The sequence below is a fragment of the Streptomyces sp. Q6 genome, assembly GCF_036967205.1.
Taxonomy (GTDB): Bacteria; Actinomycetota; Actinomycetes; order Streptomycetales; family Streptomycetaceae; genus Streptomyces; species Streptomyces citrinus.
In genome coordinates this window covers 5397990-5416380 of record NZ_CP146022.1, presented here as the reverse complement: position 1 = coordinate 5416380, position 18391 = coordinate 5397990, and the positions used below count along the sequence as shown (strand labels likewise).

The 18391-nt window shown below is 70.5% G+C and carries 21 protein-coding genes and 1 pseudogene; 8 read left to right on the top strand and 14 right to left on the bottom strand.

Annotated features, from left to right (window positions below):
- Positions 1-83 precede the first annotated feature (83 nt).
- Positions 84-330, bottom strand: a pseudogene (locus tag V2W30_RS25305) (heavy metal translocating P-type ATPase); the annotation flags it as partial.
- A 91-nt stretch (positions 331-421) separates the two neighbouring features.
- Entirely contained in the window at positions 422-1219 is a 798-nt protein-coding gene (locus tag V2W30_RS25300) for a class I SAM-dependent methyltransferase (protein ID WP_425244593.1), read from the bottom strand.
- 182 nt (positions 1220-1401) lie between these two features.
- Here V2W30_RS25300 and V2W30_RS25295 point away from each other — a divergent pair, with 182 nt between their 5' ends.
- The 3 genes from V2W30_RS25295 to V2W30_RS25285 all read left to right on the top strand — a co-directional run bounded on the left by V2W30_RS25295 (position 1402) and on the right by V2W30_RS25285 (position 5260).
- Entirely contained in the window at positions 1402-1920 is a 519-nt protein-coding gene (locus V2W30_RS25295) for a DinB family protein (protein ID WP_338700016.1), read from the top strand.
- 184 nt (positions 1921-2104) lie between these two features.
- Positions 2105-3406 (top strand): cytochrome P450, encoded by a 1302-nt coding sequence (locus tag V2W30_RS25290; protein WP_338700014.1) that lies wholly within the window; start codon positions 2105-2107, stop codon positions 3404-3406.
- Positions 3407-3529: 123 nt separating this feature from the next.
- Positions 3530-5260, top strand: coding sequence for a serine/threonine-protein kinase (locus V2W30_RS25285; RefSeq protein WP_338700013.1), 1731 nt, complete (start codon positions 3530-3532; stop codon positions 5258-5260).
- Positions 5261-5369: 109 nt separating this feature from the next.
- Here the strand turns inward: V2W30_RS25285 and V2W30_RS25280 are convergent, their stop codons facing one another.
- Positions 5370-6308, bottom strand: a complete 939-nt coding sequence (locus V2W30_RS25280; RefSeq protein WP_338700011.1) for an RNA polymerase sigma-70 factor — start codon at positions 6306-6308, stop codon at positions 5370-5372.
- Positions 6309-6362: 54 nt separating this feature from the next.
- The gene (locus V2W30_RS25275; RefSeq protein ID WP_338700009.1) at positions 6363-6752 is read right to left on the bottom strand and encodes a DoxX family protein; all 390 of its coding nucleotides are present in this window, start codon (positions 6750-6752) and stop codon (positions 6363-6365) included.
- 261 nt (positions 6753-7013) lie between these two features.
- Here V2W30_RS25275 and V2W30_RS25270 point away from each other — a divergent pair, with 261 nt between their 5' ends.
- Positions 7014-7445, top strand: a complete 432-nt coding sequence (locus V2W30_RS25270) for a hypothetical protein (protein WP_338700008.1) — start codon at positions 7014-7016, stop codon at positions 7443-7445.
- A 111-nt stretch (positions 7446-7556) separates the two neighbouring features.
- Here the strand turns inward: V2W30_RS25270 and V2W30_RS25265 are convergent, their stop codons facing one another.
- Positions 7557-7934, bottom strand: a complete 378-nt coding sequence (locus V2W30_RS25265; RefSeq protein WP_338703754.1) for a helix-turn-helix domain-containing protein — start codon at positions 7932-7934, stop codon at positions 7557-7559.
- A gap of 150 nt (positions 7935-8084) precedes the next feature.
- Between V2W30_RS25265 and V2W30_RS25260 the strand changes: the two genes are divergently transcribed.
- Both V2W30_RS25260 and V2W30_RS25255 read left to right on the top strand, forming a co-directional pair.
- On the top strand, positions 8085-8435 hold the full coding sequence (locus V2W30_RS25260; RefSeq protein ID WP_338700007.1) for a DoxX family protein: 351 nt from the start codon (positions 8085-8087) through the stop codon (positions 8433-8435).
- Positions 8436-8649: 214 nt separating this feature from the next.
- Positions 8650-9402, top strand: coding sequence for an isochorismatase family protein (locus V2W30_RS25255; RefSeq protein ID WP_338700006.1), 753 nt, complete (start codon positions 8650-8652; stop codon positions 9400-9402).
- Between the two features lie 220 nt (positions 9403-9622).
- Here V2W30_RS25255 and V2W30_RS25250 read toward each other — a convergent pair whose 3' ends face one another.
- Positions 9623-9919: a hypothetical protein gene (locus V2W30_RS25250; RefSeq protein ID WP_338700005.1), complete on the bottom strand. Its 297-nt coding sequence runs from the start codon at positions 9917-9919 to the stop codon at positions 9623-9625.
- A 155-nt stretch (positions 9920-10074) separates the two neighbouring features.
- Between V2W30_RS25250 and V2W30_RS25245 the strand changes: the two genes are divergently transcribed.
- On the top strand, positions 10075-10368 hold the full coding sequence (locus V2W30_RS25245) for a winged helix-turn-helix domain-containing protein (RefSeq protein WP_338700004.1): 294 nt from the start codon (positions 10075-10077) through the stop codon (positions 10366-10368).
- Between the two features lie 112 nt (positions 10369-10480).
- Entirely contained in the window at positions 10481-11380 is a 900-nt protein-coding gene (locus V2W30_RS25240; RefSeq protein WP_338700003.1) for a hypothetical protein, read from the top strand.
- 31 nt (positions 11381-11411) lie between these two features.
- Here V2W30_RS25240 and V2W30_RS25235 read toward each other — a convergent pair whose 3' ends face one another.
- From V2W30_RS25235 to V2W30_RS25200, 8 genes are all read right to left on the bottom strand, one after another.
- The gene (locus V2W30_RS25235; protein WP_338700002.1) at positions 11412-12035 is read right to left on the bottom strand and encodes an OmpA family protein; all 624 of its coding nucleotides are present in this window, start codon (positions 12033-12035) and stop codon (positions 11412-11414) included.
- 1 nt (position 12036) lies between these two features.
- Positions 12037-12627 carry a hypothetical protein gene (locus V2W30_RS25230; RefSeq protein ID WP_338700001.1) on the bottom strand — a complete coding sequence of 197 codons (591 nt, stop codon included), beginning with the start codon at positions 12625-12627 and terminating at the stop codon, positions 12037-12039.
- Between the two features lie 35 nt (positions 12628-12662).
- Positions 12663-13232, bottom strand: a complete 570-nt coding sequence (locus tag V2W30_RS25225) for a pilus assembly protein TadG-related protein (RefSeq protein WP_338700000.1) — start codon at positions 13230-13232, stop codon at positions 12663-12665.
- A 35-nt stretch (positions 13233-13267) separates the two neighbouring features.
- Entirely contained in the window at positions 13268-13477 is a 210-nt protein-coding gene (locus V2W30_RS25220; RefSeq protein WP_338699998.1) for a hypothetical protein, read from the bottom strand.
- A gap of 318 nt (positions 13478-13795) precedes the next feature.
- Positions 13796-14770, bottom strand: a complete 975-nt coding sequence (locus V2W30_RS25215) for an expansin EXLX1 family cellulose-binding protein (RefSeq protein WP_338699996.1) — start codon at positions 14768-14770, stop codon at positions 13796-13798.
- A gap of 83 nt (positions 14771-14853) precedes the next feature.
- Complete coding sequence (locus tag V2W30_RS25210) at positions 14854-15756, bottom strand: DUF5936 domain-containing protein (RefSeq protein WP_338699995.1); 903 nt, start codon at positions 15754-15756, stop codon at positions 14854-14856.
- Positions 15757-15758: 2 nt separating this feature from the next.
- Positions 15759-16709, bottom strand: coding sequence for a type II secretion system F family protein (locus V2W30_RS25205; RefSeq protein ID WP_338699994.1), 951 nt, complete (start codon positions 16707-16709; stop codon positions 15759-15761).
- Between the two features lie 124 nt (positions 16710-16833).
- Positions 16834-18198, bottom strand: coding sequence for a CpaF family protein (locus V2W30_RS25200; RefSeq protein ID WP_338699993.1), 1365 nt, complete (start codon positions 18196-18198; stop codon positions 16834-16836).
- Positions 18199-18391 lie beyond the last annotated feature (193 nt).

Genomic DNA, 18391 nt, shown 5'->3' with positions numbered 1-18391 from the left:
CCCAGCGGCAGCGGGAGGTGCCCTGCCAGGTCGGAGCCGCCGCAACCCATGGCCACGCCGGTGTGCGCGGGGCGTCGTCGGGGACGGGGCCGTGCCGCCGCCACGATCGCCCGGCCCACCGGATGCTCGCTGCACTGTTCCGCCGAGGCGGAGAGGCTCGGCAACTCGTCTTCTTCGTGAGGGAGTTGAGGGACGACCGGCGTGATCCGTCACCGCGGCCGACTTGATCAGCACACCGTGGCGGCCCGCGTTCGCGATCGCCGACAGCAACGGCGGCATCGTCGCGAGGACGACGGCCCACGGCGAGGCCACGATCATGAAGGTCATGGCCGCCGGTCTCGAACAGTCGGCGTGCCCGCACGAGTTGCGGCTGTTGCGCGATCTCGATCGTCCACGCCCTGTACGACCACCACGTCGCCCGTCACGTCAGAGGCTTGCGGGCCTCGATGAGGTGGCGGGTGCTGTGGGCCACGAACGGGCCCTCCTTCTCCATCCGCTCGTGCAGCGCGCGGAGCTGGGGCTCGTACGCCTCGGCCGTGAAGCCCGGGACCATCCAGACGACCTTGCGCAGGAAGTGGACGACGGCCCCGATGTCGTAGAACTCGATGCGCAGGCGCTCGGCGCGCAGGTCGACGATCTCCAGGCCCGCCGCCTCGGCCTCGGCCCGTTCGATCTGCGGGTCGCGGCCGTTGCGCACCTCCTGCGGCTGCGGTCCGACGAAGTGCTCGACGAGCTCGAACACGCTGCTGGGGCCCACGTGCTGGGCGAAGTACGTGCCGCCGGGCCGCAGCACGCGGGCGATCTCGGGGAACGGGGCCTTGACCGGGTGGCGGGCCGTGACCAGGTCGAAGGCGTCGTCGGCGAAGGGCAGCGGGGCGTCGGAGGCCGACGCGACGACGACCACGCCACGCGGGCCGAGGAGGCGGGTGGCCTTCGCCACGTTCGGCGGCCAGCCCTCGGTCGCGGCCATCAGGGGCGGCAGCTTCGGGGCGAGGTTCAGGACCTCGCCGCCGCCGGTGTCCAGGTCGAGCGCGGAGTGCACGCGGCCGAGGCGCTCCCCCAGCAGACGGGCGTATCCCCAGGTGGGGCGCTGTTCGGTGGCCCGGCCGTCGAACCAGGAGAAGTCCCAGCCGTCGGTGGGCGCGGCGACGGCTTCCGCGACGAGCTCCTCGTAGGGGCGTCCGGTGTGCGTGGGGCGAGGGTGATCGGCGCTGGTCATGGCCGCCATGGTCGCAGGGGAACCCGGAGCGGCTCATCTTCTTTTCCCGACGGCGACGGCGGCACGGCCCTGAGCACGGGCCGTCGGCACGCTCGATGGCGCTGTCAGTGGCGCTGTCGGTGGGCGCTGCTACTTTCATGCGACCAGATCGAGCGGGACAGCGGAACAACGGGGGACACGGCATGGGCACGGAGCGGATCAGGCAGGTCCCGTTCGAGGGCGACGAGAAAGAGAGCCTGCACATCGCGCTCGACCGGCACCGGGACGTGGTCGTCTGGAAGCTGGCCGGGCTCGACGAGGAGCAGGCGCGGCGCCCCCTGACTCCCTCGGGGACGAGCCTGCTCGGGCTGGTGAAGCACCTGGCGTCCGTCGAGTACGGCTGGTTCTGCGAGACGTTCGGGCGGGAGAGCGAACCGCTGTGGTTCGACCCGTTCGAGAACGAGGACATGGCCGCCACCGACGACGAGACGACGGCGGACATCCTGGCCTTCTTCGCGCGGGCGCGCGCCGCCGCCGACCGGGCCGTCGCCGAGCTGCCGCTGGACACGGTCGGTACGGCGTGGGACGGGCGGAAGGTGTCGCTGCGCTGGGTGCTCGTGCACATGGTCGAGGAGACGGCGCGGCACGCGGGCCACATGGACATCCTGCGGGAACTGATCGACGGGACGACGGGCGGCTTCCCGGCCCTGCCCGCGAAGTGAGCGGCCTCCGGTAGGGGTGGCCCCCGGGGCGATTCGGGGGAAGTCCCCTCTTCCGTTGCCCCCAGGGTCCGCACGTACTCTTGGCGGACCCCACGCCCCGCTCCGCTCTCTTCTCCCCTCATCCCGCACATTTCCCCCCGCACGACCCGTCCGTCCCCCCGCCTCACCGCAGAAATGCGAGCACATGTCCGTACGTTCCGCGATAGCGACCTGGCTGACCCGTCTCTACTTCTCCCGGCTGCGGAAGAAGGGGGGAAGCCTCGATCTGTCCGTCCTGTCGAAGCTGCCCGACGGGGCGCTGCTGCCCCTGCGACGTGAGGGCGTCGACCCGGTTCCCGAGATCGGCGCGCTGCGCGACAGCGAGCCCGTCAGCAGACTGCCGATCCCCGGCATGACGGTCTGGCTGGTGTCCGGGTACGACCAGGCGAAGGACGTCCTGGGCAACGCCAAGGCGTTCAGCAACGACTTCCGGCACCTGGTCGGCGTGGGCGGCGCGGGGGCGGACCAGAACCCGGGCGGTCTCGGCTTCTGCGACCCGCCGGACCACACGCGGCTGCGCCGGCTGCTGACCCCCGAGTTCACGATGCGCCGGCTGTCGCGTCTGACGCCGCGCATCCACGCGATCGTCGAGGAGCAGCTCGCGCACCTGGAGAAGGCGGCGCACGAGTCGCCCGACGGCACGGCCGACTTCGTCGAGCACTTCGCGATGCCGGTCCCGGCCCTCGTCATCTGCGAGCTGCTCGGTGTCCCGTACGAGGAGCGCGACGCGTTCCAGCGGTTCTCGGTCGCCCGGTTCGACGTGCTCGGCGGCGCGGGCGCGTCGTTCGGCGCGGTGTCGCAGTCGCTCGACTATCTGCGCGGCGTGGTCGCCGAGCAGCGCCGCAATCCCGGCGAGGGCCTGCTCGGCATGCTCGTGCGGGAGCACGGCGACAACATCACCGACGAGGAGCTGACGGGGCTCGCGGACGGTGTCCTGACCGGCGGTCTGGAGACCACGGCCAGCATGATCGCGCTCGGCACCCTGATCATGCTCAAGGACCGCGAGCACTTCGAGGCGCTGCGCGACGCGGAGGACCCGGCGACGGTCGCGGCGCCCTTCGTCGACGAACTCCTGCGTCATCTCACCGTCGTGCAGACGGCGTTCCCGCGGTTCGCCCGTGAGGACATCGAGATCGGCGGCGTGCCGATCGCGGCCGGCGACATCGTGATCGTCTCGCTGAGCGCCGCCGACCGTGACCCGCGGCTCGGCCCGGACATGGACGCCTTCGACCCGTCGCGCCCGCCGGCCGCCTCTCACCTGGCCTTCGGCTACGGCATCCATCGCTGCATCGGCGCCGAGCTCGGCAAGATGGAGTTGCGCGCCGCGTTCCCCCAACTGGTCGGCCGTTTCCCGGAGTTGAGCTTGGCGGTGGAGCCTGCCGAGCTGGAGTTCCGGAAGCTGTCGATCGTGTACGGGGTCGAGCGACTGCCGGTGCGGGTCGGCTGAGGGGTTCCCTTCCACGCGCCGGGCCGCCAGCGATCTCTGACAGCCCGGCGCTTAGGCTGCTGCCGTCCGCGGTTGACCGTTGAACGGCTGCCGCGGTTCGACTCGGGAGTGGGGGGAGCGCCGGTGAACGACGCGAGTGGGGTGTTCAAGCCGCTTCTGGCGGACGATCCGACGGTGGTGGCGGGTTACCGGATCGCCGCCCGGCTCGGTGCCGGCGGCATGGGCCGGGTCTATCTGTCGCACACGCAGGGCGGGCGCCCCGTGGCCCTCAAGGTCGTACGGCCCGAACTCGCCGACGATCCCGACTTCCGGCGGCGCTTCCGCCGGGAGATGGAGGCGGCCCGCCGGGTGCGCGGCGCGTACACCGCCGAGCTGATCGACGGCGACGCGGACGGCACTCCGCCCTGGCTCGCCACGCTGTACGTCCCCGGGCCCTCGCTCGCCGAGGCCGTCGCCCGGCGCGGACCGATGCCGGTGCCCGCGGTGCTGTGGCTGATGGCGGGGGTGGCCGAGGCGCTGCACGCCATCCACGGCGCGGGGATCGTGCACCGCGATCTGAAGCCGTCGAACGTCCTGCTCGCGTCGGACGGCCCGCGCGTCATCGACTTCGGCATCTCGCTGGCCTCCGGCATCAGTTCGCACACCGTGACGGGCACCTCTATCGGAACGCCGCAGTTCATGGCGCCGGAGCAGGCGGCCGCGGGCCAGGTGACGGCGGCGACCGATGTGTTCGCGCTCGGTCAGACGGCGGCGTTCGCGGCGCTCGGCGAGCCGCTGTACGGGGACGGTCCGGCGGTCAGCGTGCTGTACCGGATCGTGCACGAAGCACCCGATCTGTCCGGACTCCCGGCGGAGTTGCGGCCGTTGATCTCCCGATGCCTGGCCGCCGATCCGGCGGACCGGGCGGGGCTCACGGAGATCGTGGAGTGGTGCCGCAGGGAACTGGGCCCGGACGCCGACGCGGGGACCGGTCTCTCGGTGTGGCGTGAGGTGACGGGCCCCGAGGTGACGGTGCCACGCCCGGTCCCGGCGCCCGCCCCGGCCCCCCTGGGCACGCGCGTCTACGCCACCGAGCCGCTCTCCCCGTGGCGGGCACCGGACGCGGGACCCACCGGTCCGACCTGGGCCGACCCGGAGACGCGGCGGTCCCGAAGACGCCGGAACGCGCTGATCGGGGTCGCGGGCGCGGCGGTGGGTCTGCTGCTGCTGGGCGGTCTGGGCTGGGGGCTGTACGAGGGGATCGACCGGGCGCGGGCCGCGCGGTCGAACGGGGCGGCGTCGCAGTCGTCGGGATCGTCGGGCCTGACGGGCACATCGGGTTCGTCGGGCTCATCGGGTTCGTCGGCAGGGTCCGACTCCTCCGGAGCCAACGCCACTTCAGGCACGACGGACGCGGCGGGCTCCGCCGGTAGCTCAGGGAACTCCGGGTCCTCCGCGTCCTCCGGGTCGGGCGGGTCCTCCGCGTCGCCGCGGGCGGCCACGCACCCGATGCAGATGCTGCGGGAGGACAACTCCCTGCGCCTCAGGGACGGCTCCGAACTCAACAACCGTAAGGGCGACATCCGCTTCACCTGCGCCAAGGAGACCAGCTGCGCGTTGGAGAGCGACAAGACCATGATCGCGCCGGCCTGGAAGCGAGACGGCTCGGCCCTCGACAACTGCCGCGGCTACCTCGCCGGTACGGGTGCCGACAAGCGCATGCCGCTGGCGGCGATCACGACGGAGAGCGAGATCTGTTTCGAGCAGCCCGACGGCACCATCGGCCTGTTCGTGGTCCAGACGAAATCCACCGCGCTGCCCGAGGGCAAGGGCAACTTCCTGACCGGCAACCTGACGGTGTGGCCGGCGTCCTAGGGGTGTGTGCCGGAAAATGTCGCGGCGGCGGGCCCGGTGCGACATTTCTGCGGAGGGGTGGGGGGGAGCCGGGGGTGCGGCCGGACCCTCCGCCCGGACCCCGACCGCCTCAGTCCTCCAGGGTGTCGCCGCGCCGCATCGCGCGCCGTACCTCCTGGTCGACGGCCCACGCGTCCGCCACCGGCCCGACGTGCCGCAGCTTGTCGGGGTTGATGACGGACCGGATCGCCTGGATCCGCCCGTCCGCGATGTCGAGGGCCAGGGCGTTGAGGACCTTGCCGTCCCGGTCGCGGAAGATCGCGCCCGGCTGGCCGTTGACCTCGTGCTGCTCGAACGACACCTCGACCCTGGCCATCCCGGGGAAGACGGAGGCGAGGAGCCGGGCCACCTTGTCGGCGCCGATGATCGCGCGGGCCAGCTGCGGGGCCTTCCCGCCGCCGTCGCCGACCATGGACACCTCGGCGGCGAGCAGTTCCTGGAGTCCGAGGACGTCGCCCTCGCGCAGCGCGTCGAAGAACTGCGCCGCCAGCTCCTCGCGTTCGCCGCGGTCCGCCTCGAACCGGGGCCGCCCCTCGGACATGTGCTTACGGGCCCGCACGGCGAGCTGCCGGCACGCGGACTCGGAACGCCCCACCGCCTCCGCGACCTCGGGATACCCGAAGTCGAACACCTCGCGCAGCACGAACACGGCCCGCTCCAGCGGACTCAGCCGCTCCAGCAGCAACAGGGCGGCCATGGACACGGAGTCCGCCAACTCCGCGGATCGCGCCGGGTCTTCGTACGGATCGGAGAGCAGTGGCTCGGGGAACCAGGCCCCCACGTACCGCTCCCGGCGTACCCGCGCCGAGCGCAGCACGTCGATCGAGATCCGGGTGACGGTGGCGGACAGGAACGCCTTCACCGACCGCGGCACGGTCGCCGACGCCTCGAACCGCAGCCAGCTCTCCTGCACCGCGTCCTCGGCCTCGCTCACACTGCCGAGGATCCGGTACGCGATGGAGAACAGCAGCGGCCGCAACTCCTCGAACTCATCGGTCCTGCCACCCATCCCGGCTCCCCCGCCTAGCCCGACACCCTCTGGAACAACGCCGTTCACGCACGCTCACCCGCCGAAGGACTCGGGGCCGAGGCGACCCCACACGATAAGCGCCGCGAGCACGAGATAGATCAGGTTCACCCCGACGAGCCCGATCTCGCCCCGCCGCCCGTGCGTGGCCATGGCGCCGACCATCAGCACGACCCAGCAGGCGGCGGTCACCGGCACCATCACGGTCCCGACCCCGACGAGCGCGGGCAGCACGAGCCCGACGGCGGCGAACAGCTCGACCACCCCGAGCCCCTTCACGAACAGCCCCGGCACGTCACCGGTCCATCCCCCACCGTGCGCGGCGGCGAGCTTCTCCGTCGGCACGAACGCCTTGCTGACACCACCGCCCAGAGCCACCAGGGCCAGCAGGCCGGTGCAGATCCACAACGTGACATTCAGACTCATGAGCCCTCGCTCCTCCACCGGACATCGCCTACACGCCTTACGACGAGAGGGGGCGGCTCCCTGTGACATGCCGTACGGGATCGGGAGACGGTTGCAGGCGACAGCTCACCGACTCCTCCGCTGTTCTGCTGAGCGAGTTCCGGCGTAGCGGTAGGAGGCCGAGGCAGGCGCATGCCCTACGGCCCCGAGCCGTTCCGACTCACCCCGCATGCCGCGCATTCGTCGGCCGAACGAAACGCGGGCCCGCGACGTCTGGGGCGTATGACACTGTCGCGGCGTGCCGCCGTCCTGGTTCTGAGCGTCGGGCTGTTGCTCGTCGGCTGTTCGTCCTTGTCCGACGACCCCGGCGACGACCCGTACACCGGGCCTACGCTGCCCGCACGTACCGAGGCCAAGGGCGAGAACGGCGAGTGGGAGAAAGGGCCGGCGCATCCGAAGGACCACAAGCCGTACCCGTACGACATCTACACGCACTGCGGAATCAAGTGGGTGGAGTTCGGCGGGCGTTGGCGGGTGCTCGACTCCGTGTTTCCGGGGGCGCCACAGGTCAAGGGTGACCCGCCCTCGCAGTACAGTCAGCGGCTCGCCGGTCATATGACCCTGATCGGGCCGGACACCGCCAACTTCGACGCCGCCGGAATGCCGACCATGCGGTTCGTGCCGACCGAGCGGAAGCCTCCCGGCTGCCGATGAGAGTCGGCCTCTCCGTCCAGTACTCCACCTGTAGTTCCTGATGTGACGGTCGGCGTTGGCCTCTCGCAGGGGCCCGATCACAGGGTCTACAGGTCCAGCCTCTTCTGTTGATCAGAAACCGCTCGGGTTCTGATCAACAGAAGAGGTCTTCACCGGGGTCGCCTGATCCGCCTCGACGGTCCTGGCGGCTTCGGCTGTTTCCCGGAAGGTGACGACCGCCTCGCCGTTCTCCTGCGCCCATGCGGTGAGCATCCTGATGGGCTCCTCCAGGGTTCGCCCGAGATCGGTCAGGCTGTACTCCACGCGCGGCGGGGCCTCGGCGTACGCGTGCCGCTCGACGAGCCCGTTCGCTTGGAGCCGGCGCAACGTCTGGGTCAGTACCTTGCGCGAGATGCCACCGCTCAGCTCGACCAGCTCGCCGTGGCGCAACGGGCCGTCGGTCAGCGCGAAGAGCGTGACCATGGACCATTTGCTGGCGATGATCTCCATGGCCAGGAGAGCGGGACAGTCGGCGAGGAAGACGATTCCGGGACGCAGGCTCACGCCTCGAAGGTTACCTGGAGGTACCTGATGGCCGCCTATCGTCGTCGAGGTGCGCACGCTCCCTGACTCGCATCTCGCACGATTGAGGTTTCAGCCATGTTCGTCTCGCTTGCCGTCGTCACCGTGCTCATGTCGGCGCTTCTCCTGATATCGGCCGGGGCCAAGTCTCTGCGGACGCCGCACATCACGCAGCAGATGTCCACCCTCGGAGTGCCGCAGCGCATGATGGCTTTCCTGATCGGCGCTCAGATCGCGGGCGCGGCCGGTGTGATCGCCGGACTCTGGTGGGGACCCGTCGGAATCGCCGCCGCGATCGGCCTGACGTTCTACTTCGCCGGGGCGGTCGCCTTCCACCTGCGCGTCGGCGACCGCAAGGGCGCGTCCCCGGCGGCGGTCCTCGCTATGGCCTCCGTCGCCCTGATTGTGCTGCGTGCCGCCACCCTCTGACAGCGGACAGCCGTTCCGACGCCGGTCTTGATCGTGCCGAGTGAGGCCCGCTCGGACCGGCCCGGGACCTTGCCCACCGCCTGCACCGGTCCGACCATCAACCCCACGTGTTTGGGCTTGAGTTGACGCGCCTTGATGCGGGCCGCGAAGAGATCGGTCGCCATCGAGCCGAGTACGCCGAGAATGATTCAGGCGCTGCCCGAAGGGGTTCGTCATGCTCGGTCCCGCCGGCGTCCAACTCCACTTCGCCGACCTCCAGGACGGCATCGTCGATCTCAGTGACACGACCCCGCCGGCCACCATCAGGCGATCCGTGGGGATCCTCGCCCGCATGGCCCAGCTTCTCGAACTGCCGGTCATCCTCTCGGCTGCGCCGCGCCCCGGCGGCCCCGCCGTCGTCGAGGAGGCGGCCGTCCCCCAGGCGCCGGTCTTCGTCCGTGACGGACCGTGCGCCTGGGACGACACCCCCACCCGTCGCGCCCTCACCGCCCAGCCGCGCAAGCACCTCGCCCTCTGCGGCGTGACCAGCGAGATCGTCGTGCTGCACACGGCACTCGACGCCCTCGCGGCCGGGTACGAGGTCTCCGTGCTCCTCGACGCCTGCGGCGGCCTCTCCTCGCGCACCGAGCAGGCCGCCTTCCGTCAGATCGAACTCGCCGGAGGCCGCGTCATCGGCGTCGCCGGCTTCGCGACCGACCTCGTACGCGACTTCACCACCCCGGTGGGCCGGGAGGTCATCACCGCCCTGCACGGCCTGGTCCAGGAGCCGGTGGTCGAGGGGGCGCGTTACCCCCTCGACCGCGACCGCAGGGTCGTCGACTACTCGGGCCCGCCCGTGGCATCACACCGGGGGCAGCGGCACGGCAGCGCGGTCGGCGTGCGCGGCTGCGGGTCGCCCGGCGCCGCCACCACCTCCCGGACCGGCCCGCACTCCCCGACCCTGCGCCCGTGCGCGTCCACCCGGTAGACGGCGAGCGTCAACCGCGATGCCTGGCGCTGGAGTTCAGGCTCCGGCCGTCCCCGTCGGGTCTCGTCGAGGAGTTTCAGGGCGTCGGTGAGGGGCGGGTAGTGGCGGGCGCAGTCCGGGCACGCGTAGACGTTGAAGCCGGGGCCCGTCGGGGCGTGGACCTCGTGGACCAGGACCGGCTCCTCGGTCGTGCGCTGGCAGCGGGCACACATGCGCATCGTCATCGCGCGCCTCCGTGGATCAGCTCCGGGCGCGGTCCTACGTCGATGCCGAGCGTCGCCAGGTAGAGGGCTCGGCGGCGGTCGCGTTGCTGTCGACGCCGGTGCTCGTGTTCCGCCGCCGACAGGACGTAGGGGCGTACGAGGTGGGAGGCGGCGCCGTCGAGGCGTTCCGTGTAGCGGGGTGGCGGGGGCGGGGTCGGCGCCGCCAGGGCGAAGGGGGCCCGGTGGCGGCCGGACGGTGCGGGCATGCAGATCCGCAGGACCCAGGCCAGGGCCCTGAGAGTAAGGTCGAGCACGTTGACGCTCCTTGCAGCGTTGGCCGTGCCCCGGGACGGTTGCCTCCGTCGCCGGGGTCTCGCATGCCCACCGTAGAGGTAGAAGCTGAGCTCTGTATAGCGCATGTGGGCGACCTGGCAATAAGCGCAGGTCACAGGCGTCGTACAGTGTTCGAATGGCATCGGACTCTGGACGCAATCGCTCGCCGATTGACCCGACCAAGATCGCGTACGTCTACATGCAGCTGGCGGACTACATCGCCGGGCAGATCGCCGACGGCACGCTTCAGCCGGGAGCTCGCCTCCCCGGCGAGCGCGATCTCGCCGAGGAGTACGGCGTTGCCCACCTGACCATCCGCCGCGCCACCAAAGAGCTCCGTGAACGCGGTCTCGTCGTGACCCTCCCCGGGAAGGGCAGCTACATCGCCTACCCGGAGAATGCGGACGAGGGTGGCGACGGCGACAGCTGACGAGGATGACTCAACTCCCCTGCCCGAGCCGCTAGTTCGCGCCGCCACCCACAAGGGTGATCACCCGGCGAATCCCGCATGCCCTCGCGCGAGCGGACCTACGGTCTCGCCCATGGTCACCAGCAGCCACGAGTTCATTCACCGGATCTTCCAGGACCACCCGGAAGTCCTGGGGCCGGTCCTGTGCGCGCTTGGCGTGCCGGTTCCCCCGGCGCCCGAGATCAAGGTGATCTCTCCGGATGCCACGGAGCACAAGCCGCTGGAGCGCCGCGCCGACAGCGTGCTGCACGTCACCTGGGCGGGCTCCGAAGACGTCACCGTGATCGTCGAGTCGCAGCAGCGGGTCAAGCCGGACAAGCCGGCGAGCTGGGCCTACTACCTCGGCTATTACGCGACGAAGTACGAGCGCCCCGCTCTCCTCCTGGTGACGACACGGGACCGCGCCACCGCGCGCTGGGCGGCGGGGCCCTTTCACTTCGGTGCGGCCGGTTGGACCTCCCACACGGTGCATCCGCTCGTGCTGGGCCCGGACAGTATTCCCGCGATCACCAGCCCGGATGCGGCCGCCGAGAATCTGGCCGTGGCTGCACTGGCCGCCGTTCTGCGCAGCGAGGATCCGGAATCTCCGGCCATACTGGAGTCGCTGGCTCTGGCCCTGGCCGCGATTCCTGTCGAGAACAGCGGGTATTGGTGGGAATCGCTCGACTTCAGCCTCGGCAAGGGCCGGGCTCACGACATCTGGAGGGATCTGATGGCAACCATCCACTTCCCCGGTCATGGCACCTTCGCCGAGGAGCAGTACCTCGCCGGCGAGGCACAGGGAGAGGCGAAGGGCGAGGCGAAGGGCAAGGCGGAGGGGGTCCTGCGCATCCTCGATCACCGCGGGATCGACACCACCGCCGAGGACCGTCGACGGATCGCCGAGTGCACGGACCTCGACACGGTCGACCGCTGGATGGACCGCGCTTTCAGCGTGGCCTCTGCCACAGAGCTCTTCGCCGAGAACGAGTAGCGGCGCCCGCCCTGGCGGGCGGCGGGTGCCGTCAGTCGCTCTTGGGGAACGAGACTTCTACTCGGCGGTTCTTCTTTCGGCCCTGTTCTGAGCTGTTGTCCGCGATCGGGTAGTCCTCGCTGTAGCCGCGCACCTGGAACGTGACGTTGCCGCCGTCCGCGCCGAGCGCCGCCGTGAGTGCGTCGTGGACCGCCTCCGCACGCTTCTTGGACAGGGTCAGGCCGTGGGCGTATGAACCCAGGTTGTCCGTGAAGCCGAAGACGCGGACGGTGCTGGCCTTCTGGGTGTTGATCTCGTCCGCGATCGCCTGGATACGGGACTTCGCGTCCGGGTTCAACTTGGAACTGTCCTTGGGGAACAGGACCTCCGCCTGGAGCGCGAAGGTGACGTCTTCGTTGGTGTCGGTTCGGCGCTCCTCACCGGACAGGTCCTCCACGACCGACTTGATGTCCAGGACCTTCGCCGGAGCCAACGTCGCGCCGTCGGCGAGCTTCAGCCCCGGGCTGTTGGCGTCCACCTTGGGAGGGGCGGACGTGGTGGTGCTGCCAGGTGGGGCGCCGGTGGGGTCGTCGTCGGCGTGGGCGACGGTTCCTGTGGCGAGGAGGACCGTCGTCGCTGCGGCGAGCGCTGTGGTCGTCAGGGGGCGTCGGGGCATGTCATTCGCCCTCGGTGATGTCGATCGGGGCGGGGGGCATGGTCGGTACCTGGAGTTGGACCGAGGTGGTCTCCTCAGGCGGCGCCGGGAACTGGGCAAACCAGTCGACGGTCTTGCCCTGGTTCACTCCGCCCTCGAACTTGGTGCAGAGGCACCGCCCCTGGGTGTCTCGCAGGACCAGGTACTTCTTCTTGCCTGCCTGATCGACAACGCTGGCCCCGGCGAGAGAGCCGCCGTTGACCTGCATCTCGCTTTCGTCGCTCTTCCACTCCGTAGCGAGCCAGATACCGGAGGTCCCGTTCGTCACAGTCCCCGTGACATTGAGGTAGCCGCCCTCATCCCGGGTGACCGAAGTGACCGTGAGCGTGATCCCGTTGCTCTTCACCTCAGCCAGGGTCTTACCCGTCGCTGGCGCCTGCGACGTCTCCGACTTGTCGTCGCTGCCCTTCGCGGGCGGCGCCGACGACTTCGCGGCCTCACCACTCTTGTCATCGTCTCCACTACCGCAACCCGCGACGGAGAGAAGCAACCCAGTCGCGATCATCACCGCGGCCAGTGCTCGACGGGTCGTCGTCGTACGCCGAAGATTCATGGCTGGGGCTTCCCTCTTTCTCGTCGTGCGCATCGTCAGTCGGCCAGGTGGACGGAGAACAGGTCAGACGCGTCCGGCAGGTCCAGGGGATCGAAATCCTTAGGATCGATCTCGAACTCGGTCCCATCGCAGTCGAGTTCGACCGGCTTCTCAGGGTCGGCGTCCAGCGGGAAGTCGCAACGTGGTTCGATCACGGCAGTGGCGTGCGCCTTTGCCCGCTTCGTCTCCGTACCGGGGATCACCGTGTCACCCACCGTGTACCGGGTCTGCACCTCGACCCAGTAGCCAGGAAAGCCGTTGACCTCTCGGTCCTCCGGTCCACCGACGACGTCGGAGTCGTTCTGCGCGGCGAGGTCACCCGCCGCAGCCGCAGCGTCAGCGCCGTCGAACCCCTTGCCGTCGAGCCAGTCCAGCCAGTTCTCGTCATTGCCGACGGCCTTGCCGAGACCTTCCAACAGCTCGTCGCGTGACGCCTGCGCAGCAGCCAGCGCGGCAGCGTCCGCAGCGGACTGAGCGCCATTGCGGGCTGAGGCCGCCTGCGCGAAGGCGAAGAACGCGAGCGCGGCAAAGAGCAGGGCCCCCGTCAGCCAGATGTAGATGGGCAACGTTGATCCGCGATCCCCGCTGGGGAGACGGGAGGTCAGCCACCCGTGACGTTGTTGACCGCGTTGCCGATCGCCTGCGAGATCTTTCCGTCCAAGCCCAACTGATCTATGGCCACGAAGATCCCGGCGATCAAAATCATCAACCCCGCATACTCCACGAACCCCGCGCCCGCGTCCCCCCGGGCCCTCTCCCCCACCGAAGTTGTCCACTTCACCCACACCCCGAGCAGTCGGTCCTTGATCACGGGAGCCCCCTTCCACCACGGCATCCAGAACAACACACGCAACGTACGCGAGGTGCGACCGTGCGCACTCGGTTTCGGCGATTAAGGGGCGATGCTTGACCGGAAGTTGTCGGCCCGTTGCCTCGTCGTACGACATCCGTATCCCCCGCTGTCGCCGCCTGATTCGCTCGCGCTAAGCACTCGGTGTGACTGACGTTCGGTTGCCGTTGGGCCACTATAGCCAGCCGGGGGGCGGCAGAGGAGGGTCTTAACGTGCCAATGTGGAGCGGGAGTTGACTCCCCGCGTTGCCCGCTTCGCTTCCGCCAACGGTCAGCGCGTCAGTGGGCCGCGAACTGGGCTCCCGTGCGCTGCACCGTATCGGGACTGAGGGCGATTCCGGTGACGGTGACCTGTTCGCCGTAGATGTCGGTGAGACGGATCGCGGCGCCGCAGCCGTTGCCGTCCTCGGCGAGGAAGTAGTTGTACTCGGTGCGCGGGAGGCCGCGCCAGCCCGAGGAGGTGCGGAGCTCCAGGCGGGCCAGGGGGTTGCGGTGGTCCAGGGCCTGGATGCCGCACCAGTTGCGCGAGGAGCCCGTCTTGTAGCGGATCGCGATCGCCTGGGACCGGGGCGGGCTGACCAGGGACCAGGTGATGGGGATCTGGCCCTTGACGGGTGCGGCCAGTCGCGCGAACGCCTCCGCGCTGAGGTCGAGTTGGCCGGGGGCGCAGGGGGCCGGGCACTCGTTCGTGATGCGGACCGTGATGGTGGCCCCGGATGCCGCGCGGACGCGTACGTACGCTCCGCATGCTTTCGACGTCTCGTAGTCGGCCGTGTTCATCGCGGCCGTCATCGTGGTGCCCGCGGGGCCGTACGTGCAGGCTCCGTCGCCGTCCCCCGCGTCGTAGAAGGTCGCCACGCCGTTGTACGTCGCGCCGGGGCGGATGCGGCCCGCCAGTGGCGCCGTGCGCGACGACCCGGCAGCGGGCGCGGCCGTCGTTCCGGCCGTCGCCGGTGATGTGGACCTGGACTTCGCCCGGGAGTGGGCCGGCTTGCGCTGGGGGGACGCGCTGCCGTGCCGCTTCGGCTTGCTCGCGGACGGGGAGGGCGATGTGGTCCACGGCTTGAGTGTCGTGGTGGTCGAGCGGGGTGTGGGGGACGTGGTGGACGTCGCTACGGACGTGGCGTCGTCGCCCGTGTCGAGGGCCACGAGGAGTGTGGCGAGGAGGACGACGAGAGTGCCGGCCGCCAGGAGCGCGTACGGGGTCAGGGCCGCGCGGGGGCCGCGGCGGTGCGGGCGTCGGCGTCGTGCCACAGGGGTTCCTCACAGGAGTCGTACGGGGCGTGCCGCCTCTGTGTGGTCGCCGGTGCGGGAAAGGTTGCCGTCCGCCGGGGGGTTCAGCGGCCCAGGATCGAGCCGAAGTCCGAGCCCGAGCCGAGGAACATGCCCGTCGCGATCAGGATCATCGTGGCCGGGAGCATGAAGACCAGGGTGACCATGGTGGCCTTGGGGATGGTCTTCGCGGCGCGGCGGCGGGAGTTCTGGGCGTCGGTGCGGCGCATGTCCGTGGCGAGCTGGATGAGGGTGTCGGCGATGGGTGAGCCGAGCTCCTCGCCCTGCTGGAGGGCCGAGACGAACTGGGCGACCTGTTCGGAGGCGTTGCGGCGACGGAGTTCGTCGAAGGCCTGGCGGCGCGGGACGCCCATGTCCATCTGGCGCAGGGTGATGCGCAGTTCGTCCGCCCAGGGGCCCTCGTACTTCTCCGAGACGCGGTCGAGGGCCTGGCGGAAGCCGAGGCCGGCCGAGACGACGACCGCGAGGACGTCGAGGAAGTCGGGGAGCGTGCGGTCGATGACGTCCTTGCGGTCCCGGACCGCCTGCCAGATGAGGGCGTCCGCCGCGACCGCTCCGAAGACCAGTGTCAGCAGGGCGAAGAGCGGCTGGCCGTTGGTGAGGAAGACCAGGCCCATGACGAGGCCGAAGGCGCCGTAGACGGCGCGGCGGGCCGCGTAACGGTCGACGGTGAGGCCGCCGGGGTTGCCCGCCATGTCGATCCTGCGGCGCTTGGCGTCGACGCGGCGCGGGCCCATCAGGCGCAGGACCAGGGGGGCGAAGCGCATGCCCAGGCGGTCGACGGCCGAGCCGGTCGCCGAGACGCGGGTGGCGCCGACCTCCAGGGCGAGGGCGAGGTCGTCGGGGACCTTGGCGTCGGCGCGGTACATGCGGACGCCGGTGAGGATGCCGAGGACCGCGAGACCGGAGAGAGCGGCGAGCAGGAGGCCGATGAGCGTGGTCGACATGCTCACACCTCGATCTTGCCGAGGCGGCGGATCACGAAGAAGCCGATGGCGTAGAGGCCGAGGGAGACCAGGATGAGGGTCTGGCCGAGGCCCGAGCCTGTCACCTTGGCCAGCGCGCCCTCGTTCGACGAGTTGATCAGCAGCAGGGATCCCAGGCCGAGCAGCGGGACCGTGAACGCCGTCGCGTTGACCTCGGAGAGCATGGTGCGGATCTCGCGGCGGGTCTCCTTGCGGTCCTCCAGGGTCTGGGTGAGGTTGCGCAGCGAGGAGACGACCGTGCCGCCCGCCTTGTTGGCCAGGACCAGGGTGGTGACGAGGACGATGAGTTCGCGGGACGGGAGGCGGGCGGCGAGTTCGTCGAGGGCGTCGTCGACGGAGTGGCCGAGCGCCAGCCGGTCGGAGACGCGGGAGAGTTCCTCGCCCGCGGGGGCTTCGAGCTCCTCTGCGGCCATCGCGAGGGACGTGCGCAGGGCGAGGCCCGCCGCCGTCGCGTTGGCCAGGAGCCGCGCCACGTCCGGGAGTTGGTTGATGAACGCCTCGATGCGCTTCTGGCGTTGCCAGTTGAGGAAGATGACGGCCGCCCAGATCGCCACCGCTCCCGCGATCGGGCCGAAGAACGGGGCGAGCGTCGTCGCCGCGAGGAGCCACAGACCGGCGACGACCGCGGCCACGTAGACCGAGAACTCGCCCGCGGTCAGGTCGAGGCCGGTCGCCGAGAGGCGGAGGTGGACGGCCTTGCCCAGGCGGGTGCGGCGCAGCCGGCGGTCGACGCCGGTGAAGCGGCGGGCGCGGCTGCCGCCCGCCGGGCCGTAGCCGCCGGCCGGGTAGCCGTCGAGCCGGTCGACGAGAGCTTGGCGCTGGGCGCGGCCCGACGCGAGGGCGTGGACGGCCGCGACCGCGACCACGCAGGTCAGAACGGTCGCGCCGAGGGCGATGAGGGCGGGATTCGTCATGACCCGTCACCTTCCGTGGCGGACAGGGGTGTGCGGGGTGTCATCCCGTCGCCTTCCATGACGGACAGGAGTGTGCGGGGTGTCATCCCGTCGCCTTCCATGACGGACAGGAGTGTGCGGGGTGTCATCCCGTCGCCTCTCTCGTGTTCTGTACGTCGACGGACTCGACGACGCCGAACGCCGGCGGGACCGCCTCCCCCGCGATGTACAGCCGGTCGGCGACGCGGCGCGGCAGCGGCAGGTGTTCGTAGTAGCCGTGGACCCGGCGCTGTTCGAGGTCGGAGGCCCCGGAGAGGTACGGCTGGGAGACGAAGCGGGTCACGGTGGCGATCGTGAACTGTTCGCGCCCGTGCGAGACGAGCAGCGCGATCTCGCTGACCCGGCGGGAGCCGTCGGCGTGCCGGGTGAGCTGCACGAGGACGTCGACGGCCGAGTTGATCTGGTCGCGCAGCGCCTCGAAGGGGACGTCGACCTCGGACATGGAGCCGAGGGTCTGGAGGCGGGTCAGGGCGTCCTCGGCGGTGTTCGCGTGGACCGTGGCGAGGGAGCCGTCGTGGCCGGTCGACATGGCCTGGAGCATGTCGAGGGTCTCGCCGCCGCGGACCTCGCCGACGATGATGCGGTCGGGGCGCATGCGCAGGCTGTTGCGGACCAGGTCGCGGATGGTGACCTGGCCCTTGCCCTCGACGTTCGCCGGCCGTGATTCGAGGCGGATGACGTGGTCCTGCTGGAGCTGGAGCTCCGCCGAGTCCTCGATGGTGATGATGCGCTCGTGGGACGGGATCAGCGCGGAGAGGGCGTTGAGGAGGGTCGTCTTGCCCGAGCCGGTGCCGCCGCTGACGATGATGTTGAAGCGGGCCCGTACGCAGGCCGCGAGCAGCATCAGCATGTGCTCGTCGAGCGAGCCGAGTTCGAGGAGTTCGGTGAGGCTGTACGCGCGCGGGAAGCGGCGGATGGTGAGGGTCGCGCCCGTCAGGGCGAGCGGCGGGATGATCACGTTGACGCGCTCGCCGGTGGGGAGGCGGGCGTCGACCATGGGGTTCGACTCGTCGACGCGGCGGTTCACCGTGGAGACGATGCGCTCGATGGTCTGCATGAGCTGCTCGGCCGACGCGAAGCGGATGGGGAGCTGCTCGACCCGTCCCGAGCGCTCCACGAAGATGGAGTCGGGGCCGTTGACCATGATCTCGGTGATGGAGGCGTCCGCGAGGAGGGGCTCCAGGATGCCGAGGCCGAGGGCCTCGTCGACGACGCGGCGGATCAGCTGCGCGCGCTCGGACGAGGAGAGGACCGGGCCCTCGCGGCTGATGATGTGGCCGAGGACGCGCTCCAGGCGGACGCGGCGGTCCGCGGCCTGGAGAGAGGACATCTCCGCGAGGTCGATCTCCTCCAGGAGCTTGGCCCGGTAGACGGCGACGAGGCCGTCGTCGCGGGACGGTTCGCCTCCGGTGGTCTCGCGGGTCGCCACGACGCGGTTGCGCAGGCTCATCGTCAACTCCCCTCGTCGGACTGGTCGTTCGGCATGGTGGCGGTGCGGTGGATGTCCCAGCCGTCGAAGAGGGGGATGATCGCGGGGACGTGGACGGTGACGTCGGCGGTGATCGTGTCGCCCGCGCCGATCGCCGCCGCGGGGTTCAGCCAGGCGCTCGCCGCGCCGGACGCGGCCGTCTGGCCCGTGCCGG